This is a genomic window from Nocardia carnea, from assembly GCF_029868325.1.
In the GTDB taxonomy this organism is placed as follows: Bacteria; Actinomycetota; Actinomycetes; order Mycobacteriales; family Mycobacteriaceae; genus Nocardia; species Nocardia carnea_C.
Map to the genome: position 1 here is coordinate 74518 of NZ_JARWNW010000251.1, position 8006 is coordinate 82523.

Sequence of the window (8006 nt, forward strand, 5' to 3'; positions counted from 1 at the left end):
TCAGTCGGTGTTCAACCGGAAACCGACACCGCGTACGGTGACGATCCGCCGTTCCGCCATCGGGCCCTCGTCCCCGATCTTGCGCCGCAGCCAGGACATATGCATGTCCAGGGTTTTCGAACCCCGGAGCTCGGCGTCCCCCCATACCTCGCGCAGGATGGTTTCGCGCGACACCACCTGACCGGCCCGGTCGATCAGCACCTTGAGCAGCTCGTACTCCTTGTTCGCCAAACCGACTTCCACCCCGTTGACCAGCACCCGGCGGGCCGCCGGTTCCAGCCGGATCCCGCCGACCTCCACCGTGTCGTCGCCGATCCCGCTGCGCCGTAACAGGGCCCGCACCCGGGCGAGCAGTTCGGCCAGGCGGAACGGTTTACCGACGTAATCGTCGGCGCCGGCGTCGAGACCGACCACGAAATCGACCTCGTCGGTGCGGGCCGTGAGCATCAGCACCGCCATTTCGGCGCCGCGGGCACGGACCTGGCGGCATACCTCCAGACCGTCCATCCCCGGTAGTCCGAGATCGAGAATCAGCAGGTCATGGTGTCCCTCCAGCGCCCGGTCCAGCACCGCGGGGCCGAAACTCTCCACGGTCACCGAATATCCTTCGCGGCCCAGCGCCCGCGACAATGGCGCGGCAATCGCCTCGTCGTCTTCGCCCAGCAATACGGCGGTCATGCGCACAAGGTTACGGTCCGGCGATCCCGAGACCGCGTTCTCAGTAGCCACCGTGCCGCGGCGCGGCCTCGAAAACCTGGTGGTACAGCAGTGCGTGCACCTGCTCCACATTCGGTATATCGGAATATGCCAGCGGTTCCTCCGAAGACGAACCGATGATCAACTCGCCGGTCCGGAACATCCGGTCCACCAGGCCGTGCCGGAACTGGACACTGGAAATACGGCTCATCGGAATATCGAGACCGCTGTGCGTCAGCACACCTTCGCGCACCAGTACCCGGCGGTCGGTGACGATGAAATGCGTCGATCGCCAGTCCAGGATCGGCCCCACACTCCGCCAGGCCAGCACCGCCAGCCAGATCGCCAGGATCAGCAGCAACAACACCGAACGCGTCGTCGCCTCGGTGGTACGCGACACCAGACCACCCAGGAAGCCGGCCAGCGCGGTCGCGACGATGAGCGTGGTGACGGGCCACAACAGCATCTTCCAATGGGGGTGGGTGTGCAGGATCAGCTCCTCGTCGGGCGCCAGCGCATCCTCCGGATATCCCATGACCGCACATTACCGCCGAAATCCCGGGTTGCTTCGGGCGACGCGGGTTTTCGGGGCACTGCGCGTTCAACTCGGGCGCAGATGAGTGATATCTCCGGCGGAGACCGCTTCCTCGCCGATCAGCAAACGGCCCGAAGAGTCGATATCGCGGGCAATTCCGGTGAGCAGCCCGCCCCCCGGAAGTTCCGCACGCACCGGGGTACCGAGCGTCGCACAGCGTTCCCGATAGGCGTCGGCGAGATCGACGGTATCCCAGTCCGCGTCGCGCCAGGCGGTGTAGCGATTCGCGAATTCCGTCAGCAGCGCCAGAACCAGGGCCGTGCGGTCCGGATCGGGCACGTCACAGAGAGTGAGTGAAGTCGCGTGCGGGACCGGCAGTTCGTCGGCACCGAGGCTCACATTGAGACCGACCCCCGTCACCACGGCCGGTCGCGGACCGCCGGCAGTGGCCTCGGTGAGGATGCCCGCGATTTTGCGTCCCTCGATCAGGACATCGTTGGGCCATTTCAACGTCGCCGGCACACCGGTCGTCGATCGCAGCGCGTCGACCACCGCGGTGCCGGTGAGCAGCGGAAGCCAGCCGAGCAGTTCGGGATCGAGCCCATCGGTCCGGACGAGCAGCGACAGCGAGATCTGCGCGCGCGGCGGGCTGGTCCAGGGCCGGGCCAGCCGCCCACGACCCTGCTCCTGGGCCTCTGCCACCAGCACCACCCGATCGACTTCCGGATCCTCGGCCCGCGCGAGTAGATCCGCGTTGGTGGAGCCGGTCGATTCGACCACGTCTATCCCGCTGAAGAACTTCAGTTCCGGGGTTTCGGTGAGCGCGCGCCGCAAACGTTCGATATCCAACGGAGGCCTGTCCACCAGGGGCAGGGTACTGGGTCTACTTGCGCACCGGCGCGCGCGGGCTCGAGGGGCGGTTCGTCCTTCACAGCACAAGGTGTGAACAGAGCGGGGCTATCCAGCGAGGTCGAAGCCTTCGGTGGGTGACGGGTGCCGAATCGCTTCCGGTTCGGCTTCCTCTGGTTCGGATTCGGTTTCGGGAACCTGTTCGGTGAATGTTGGTTCCGGCTCGGTCACCCGCCGCGTGAATGCCACGGCTTCGGGGTACTGCCCGGTGCGAGTTGTCCAGTGCCACATAACGATCCACCTCCCCTCGGGGTCGAAAATCGGCCTGTTACAAGGGTATTGCCTCGGGTAGGTGCCGGGAAAGCGATTTAATCTTCCCTCCCACGAGCCTGTGCGCCGGCGAGACACCGGCGTCGACACCGCCCCGCCCGCCGAGCTCGGCCGTGACCCCACCCCGGCGTCCGCTCGATTCGGCGCCATCGGCGGGCCGATCCGTTCCGCGGCGGACGCGGCGGAGCTGGTGTTGTGAGCAGCGGCGAGGACGGGCGGATTGCGCGGCAGTCACTCGTGTGTCGTCACACTGTTCGCGGCGATTTGCGGTACACATAACAACCAGCGGCGACCGACCCACCTGGGGTTTTCATCGCCATGCACTACTCGTGAGTAGCGCGATCTGGGTTAACAGCGCGGTAGGGCTCTGGTTACACTCCGAGCCATGACGAGTGTCCAGCAGCAGCCCACGCCGGATTCGGCAGGTGCGCCCGATATCCACACCACCGCCGGCAAACTGGCTGACCTGCGGAATCGGCTGGAAGAAGCCCAGCATCCGATGGGTGAGGCCGCAGTCGACAAGGTCCACGCCAAGGGCAAGTTGACCGCCCGCGAACGTATCCTCGCCCTGGTCGACGAGGGCTCCTTCGTCGAACTCGACGCGCTGGCCCGGCACCGCAGCGTGAACTTCGGTCTCGATAAGCAGCGCCCGCTCGGCGATGGCGTGGTGACCGGTTACGGCACCATCGACGGCCGCGAGGTCTGCCTGTTCAGCCAGGACTCCACGGTGTTCGGCGGCAGCCTCGGCGAGGTGTACGGCGAGAAGATCGTCAAGGTCATGGACCTGGCGCTCAAGACCGGCCGCCCGCTGATCGGTATCAACGACGGCGCCGGCGCCCGCATCCAGGAGGGCGTTGTCTCGCTCGGCCTCTACGGTGAGATCTTCCACCGCAATATCCAGGCCTCCGGCGTGATCCCGCAGATCTCGCTGATCCTGGGTGCCGCCGCGGGCGGGCACGTGTACTCCCCCGCGCTCACCGATTTCGTCATCATGGTCGATCAGACCAGCCAGATGTTCATCACCGGGCCCGACGTCATCAAGACCGTCACCGGTGAAGAGGTCACCATGGAGGAGCTGGGCGGCGCCCACACCCATATGGCCAAGTCGGGAACGGCGCACTATGTGGCCTCCGGCGAACAGGACGCCCTCGACTACGTCAAGGATCTGCTGTCCTACCTGCCCAGCAACAACCGCGCCGAGGCCCCGCGCTTCCCGGCGTCGGACCCGATCACCGGTGCGATCGAGGATTCGCTCACCGAAGAGGATCTCGAACTCGACACCTTGATCCCGGATTCGCCGAACCAGCCCTACGACATGCACGAGGTCATCCGGCGCCTGCTCGACGACGACGAATTCCTGGAGATCCAGGCCGAGCGCGCCATGAACATCATCGTGGGCTTCGGCCGGGTCGACGGCCGCAGCGTCGGCATCGTCGCCAACCAGCCCACCCAGTTCGCCGGCTGCCTCGATATCGACGCATCGGAGAAGGCCGCGCGCTTCGTACGCACCTGTGACGCCTTCAACGTCCCGATCATCACCCTGGTGGACGTACCCGGCTTCCTGCCCGGCACGGACCAGGAATACAACGGCATCATCCGGCGCGGCGCCAAGCTGCTCTACGCCTACGGTGAGGCCACTGTGGGCAAAATCACGATCATCACCCGTAAGGCCTACGGCGGCGCCTACGACGTCATGGGCTCCAAGCATATGGGTGCCGATGTGAACCTGGCCTGGCCCACCGCCCAGATCGCGGTGATGGGTGCCTCCGGCGCGGTCGGATTCGTGTACCGCAAACGGCTCGCCGAGGCCGCCAAAGAGGGCGCCGACGTGGAGAAACTGCGCCTGGAGCTGCAGAACGAGTACGAGGACACGTTGGTCAATCCCTACGTCGCCGCCGAGCGCGGTTACGTGGACGCCGTGATCCCGCCGTCGCATACGCGCGGCCAGATCGTGTCCGCCCTGCGGCTGCTCGAGCGCAAGATGGTGACCCTCCCGCCGAAGAAACACGGCAACATCCCGCTGTGATCCAGCGATACGCTCAGTAAGCCGCACACTGATCGACGAAAACAAGATCGGTGGAAGGTGATCGGGCCGAACTACGCGCGCCCGATCGAGGCAAGAGAGAGGATCTGGCACTGTGACGATTGTGGCAGAAGAAGAAGTATTGGCCGCAGCCGAACTGGACCTCGCCACCGAGGGCCTGGCGGCCGATACCGCAAGCGTTGCCGATGCGAGCCCCGCTGCCGAGTCCGACGGCCGGCAGCCGTTCCTGGTCATCGAAAAGGGTGCGCCCAGCGACGCAGATATCGCCGCACTGGTCTGTGTGTTCACTGCGGCCGCCGGCGCGGCCGCGGCGCCCGCCGACAACGGGCCACAGGATCTGTGGGGCCGGCCGACGCTGCTGCACCGCGGTAGCTCGCCGTTCTCGCCGTACTCCTACCCACAGCTGTCGCACCTGCGTTTCTGATATCGAACACAGGAGAATGCCGGACGTGACCCGCCTGGTTCTCGCTTCCGCGTCCCCGGCCCGCCGGTCGGTACTACGTGCCGCCGGTATCGAACCGATCGTCCGGGTATCGGATGTGGACGAGGATGCCGTAGCGGCCGCGCTGCCCGCCGGTACCGGGCCCCGCGAGATCGTCGTGGAATTGGCCCGGGCCAAGGCCCGCGCGGTGGCCGCCACTCTTGCCGGGGACGGGTCCGCGGATCTCGTCGTCGTCGGCTGCGATTCGATGCTGCTGATCGACGGCGAGCTCCAGGGCAAACCACATACGGCAGAGGTGGCCCAGGCCCGCTGGCAGGCCATGGCCGGAAACAACGCCGACCTGCTGACCGGGCACTGCGTACTCCGGCTGGTTTCCGGCGGGGTGACCGCCGAGGCTCTCGACTGCAGCGCTACCACCGTGCACTTCGGAAAGCCGGACCCGGCCGAGCTGGACGCCTATATCGCCACCGGCGAACCACTGCAGGTGGCGGGTGCTTTCACACTGGACGGCCTGGGCGGCTGGTTCGTCGACCGGATCGAGGGCGATCCGTCCAGTGTGGTCGGTATCGGGCTACCACTGTTGCGCCGACTGCTGCAGGAAGTGGGCGTCGGTATCGACCGGTTGTGGGCCGACGGGCGGCCCTGAATCGGCGGCGCTACGAAAGACCCGCCCGCCCTGCTGTCGCGCAGCGGGCGTGAGCGGACCGGACGAAGCCGGTAGGACTCCGGCGCCCGGTGCCGCCGAAGCCGGTGGCAGCTGACTCGCCGGCCGTACCACCTGCCCCGCCATTCTCGACACCCGCGCCGCTTGACCGGCAGCCGCGTCGATCAGTCCCGGTTCGGCCGTACCTCGCGACGGCGCGGATACCGGGTTCTGTTCCGGGCCGCCGGCCGGCTCCGACGGCTCGACCCGCCGCAATCGCACTTCACAGATCTCGTCGGCCACGAACGGGACGAGTTCGGCTTCCACCGTGCCCGATGCGCCGGATCTCTCCAGCAACTCCGCGAGCAGGCCGCGATGCACCCCGCACACCACATCGGTGTGGGTCCGCGCCAGATCGCGCAGCGGGCAGGCCGTCAGCCGGACCACTGCGGTGTCCTCGACGTCGCGTCCCGCGCTGTCGCGTTCCGGGGCGAAACCCAATTCCGACATGAGGGAAACGGTCCGGTCCTTCGCGTCCTGCACCGATTCGATCGGTTCGTCGGACGTGTCGATCTTGCCGCCCCAGGCCCGGCCCGCAGCAATCCCGGCCGCCGCCTGCCGGTCGGGATCGGGGCCGAGCTGATCGGCCAGCGCTTGGGCCAGGTCCTGATATCCGATACTGCGCTGGACCGCGCGGTAACCGATGCGCGGGCGGCCCCGCCCGCGTGGCGGCTGCTGGAACTGCCGGACCAGCGACTCACGGGTGAGAATGTCCAGGTGGAAACGCACCGTGGTGACATGCTGACCGGTGATCTGCGCCAGTTGCTGGGCGTCGAGGGGTTCTGTCGCGCTGCGGAGAATCGCAAGCAGGCGTCGCCGCGGCCAAGAATCAGACATAGCTCACCCCTCCTTCGGGGAGACTTTATCGGAGCCGTATGCGACTAATTCGCCCATTGCACCGACTTTGTGCTCTGCAACAAGTTCACGTCAAGTCACACTTACTATCCACAGTGCGGCTCGAACCTGTCGTCAGCACTGCCCGCCTCCTGTGAAGGATCCTTGAACGTGCCCGTCGCCCCGGACCCATATCCCGCCTTCGGCTCGTACGCTTGCCCACACCGTTTGGTAACCACGCAATGGTTGTCGGCAAACCTCGGCACCCCCGGTCTCAAGATCATCGAATGTAATGCCGACGTCCTCCTGTACGGCATCGGCCATGTTCCGGGCGCAGGCAAGCTCGACTGGCGCAGCGATCTCGACGACCCCGTGACCCGTGACTATATCGACGGTGAGCGATTCACCGAACTCATGTGCTCCCAGGGCATCGAACACGACGACACCATCGTGCTGTACGGCAACGACGGTAACTCCCACGCCGCGCATGCGCTGTGGGTTTTCACCATGTTCGGCCACTCCGATGTCCGACTGCTCGACGGCGGCCGCGACGCCTGGATCGCCGAGAGCCGCGATACCGTCTTCGAAACCCCCGAGCCCGCTCGCAGCCACTATCCCCGGGTCCACCGCGACGACACCACCGTGCGCGCGTTCCGCGAGGACGTCCTCGAACAGCTCGGCACCGCCCTCGTCGACGTCCGCTCACCGCAGGAATACGCCGGTTTCTCCGGTGATTCCGCCGCCGGCGGCCCCCTGCGCGGCGGCCATATCCCGACCGCCGTCAACATCCCCTGGACCAGCGCCCTGGGCCCCGACGGCCGCTTCCGGCCCCGCGCCGAACTCGACGCCGTCTACGGCCACCTCACCACCGCCGACCCCCTCACCGTCTACAGCGGAGTCGGTGAACGCTCCAGCCACACCTGGTTCGTGCTCAAGTACCTGCTCGGCTGCGACCCGGTCCGCAACTACGACGGTTCCTGGTCCGAATGGGGCAACTCGGTCCGGATGCCCATCGCCACCGGCAGTGCGTAGTTCCATCCCACGCCGGGCCGACGCGGCGGGTCTCCGGTGCTCGACGGCCCGGCCGGCTCGACGGATTCGCACCACGAACAGAACCAGCGCAACCAAAGGCACAGCCGAGTTCAGCGAGACCCGTAGGTTTCGGCTCACGCACAACCCAATGGAGCCGGCGACGCCGCCGAGTCCAGCAAACCCCGGAACGCTCCGGCCCACGAACAAACCCAACGCAACCAGCGACGCCACCGAGTCCAGCAAGACCCCGGAACGTCCCGGCCCACGACACAATCCCAATGCAACCAGCGGCACCACCGAGTCCAGCGAGGCCCTGAAAGGTTTCGGCCCACGAACAAACCCAACGCAACCAGCGGCGGCGCCGAGTCTTACGAGGCCCTGAAAGGTTTTGGCCCGTCCCAGCGGTGAGCGCCCGAGGGGAAAGGGCGGCGCCCACCGCGCCGGATCCTCGATCATCAGGTGGCAGTCCAGCGGAATATCGGTGGCCTTCAGCAGGCTCTGCACTACCGGCAGACCCAGTGTCAGGTTCGGCACGAAATGC

Annotated in this window: 8 protein-coding genes and 1 pseudogene; 4 read left to right on the top strand and 5 right to left on the bottom strand. The window is 66.6% G+C overall.

The window, feature by feature from the left end; genetic code table 11:
* From QH196_RS22665 to QH196_RS22675, 3 genes are all read right to left on the bottom strand, one after another.
* On the bottom strand, positions 1 to 678 hold the full coding sequence (locus tag QH196_RS22665; RefSeq protein ID WP_068041400.1) for a response regulator transcription factor: 678 nt from the start codon (positions 676 to 678) through the stop codon (positions 1 to 3).
* Positions 679 to 718: 40 nt separating this feature from the next.
* Positions 719 to 1231, bottom strand: coding sequence for a PH domain-containing protein (locus QH196_RS22670; protein WP_280417831.1), 513 nt, complete (start codon positions 1229 to 1231; stop codon positions 719 to 721).
* 66 nt (positions 1232 to 1297) lie between these two features.
* On the bottom strand, positions 1298 to 2095 hold the full coding sequence (locus QH196_RS22675; protein ID WP_280417832.1) for a biotin--[acetyl-CoA-carboxylase] ligase: 798 nt from the start codon (positions 2093 to 2095) through the stop codon (positions 1298 to 1300).
* 700 nt (positions 2096 to 2795) lie between these two features.
* Between QH196_RS22675 and QH196_RS22680 the strand changes: the two genes are divergently transcribed.
* The 3 genes from QH196_RS22680 (at position 2796) to QH196_RS22690 (ending at position 5542) form a co-directional block, all read left to right on the top strand.
* Positions 2796 to 4436, top strand: a complete 1641-nt coding sequence (locus QH196_RS22680) for an acyl-CoA carboxylase subunit beta (protein ID WP_280417833.1) — start codon at positions 2796 to 2798, stop codon at positions 4434 to 4436.
* A 112-nt stretch (positions 4437 to 4548) separates the two neighbouring features.
* The gene (locus QH196_RS22685) at positions 4549 to 4878 is read left to right on the top strand and encodes an acyl-CoA carboxylase subunit epsilon (protein WP_280417834.1); all 330 of its coding nucleotides are present in this window, start codon (positions 4549 to 4551) and stop codon (positions 4876 to 4878) included.
* Positions 4879 to 4903: 25 nt separating this feature from the next.
* Entirely contained in the window at positions 4904 to 5542 is a 639-nt protein-coding gene (locus QH196_RS22690; protein ID WP_280417835.1) for a Maf family protein, read from the top strand.
* Here QH196_RS22690 and QH196_RS22695 read toward each other — a convergent pair.
* Positions 5468 to 6436 carry a helix-turn-helix transcriptional regulator gene (locus tag QH196_RS22695; protein ID WP_280417836.1) on the bottom strand — a complete coding sequence of 323 codons (969 nt, stop codon included), beginning with the start codon at positions 6434 to 6436 and terminating at the stop codon, positions 5468 to 5470. The genes QH196_RS22690 and QH196_RS22695 overlap by 75 nt on opposite strands.
* Before the next feature lie 168 nt (positions 6437 to 6604).
* Between QH196_RS22695 and QH196_RS22700 the strand changes: the two genes are divergently transcribed.
* The gene (locus tag QH196_RS22700; protein WP_280417837.1) at positions 6605 to 7465 is read left to right on the top strand and encodes a sulfurtransferase; all 861 of its coding nucleotides are present in this window, start codon (positions 6605 to 6607) and stop codon (positions 7463 to 7465) included.
* 420 nt (positions 7466 to 7885) lie between these two features.
* On the opposite strand, the pseudogene QH196_RS22705 reads toward QH196_RS22700, so the two are convergent.
* A pseudogene (locus QH196_RS22705) lies at positions 7886 to 8006 on the bottom strand (ribulose-phosphate 3-epimerase); the annotation flags it as partial.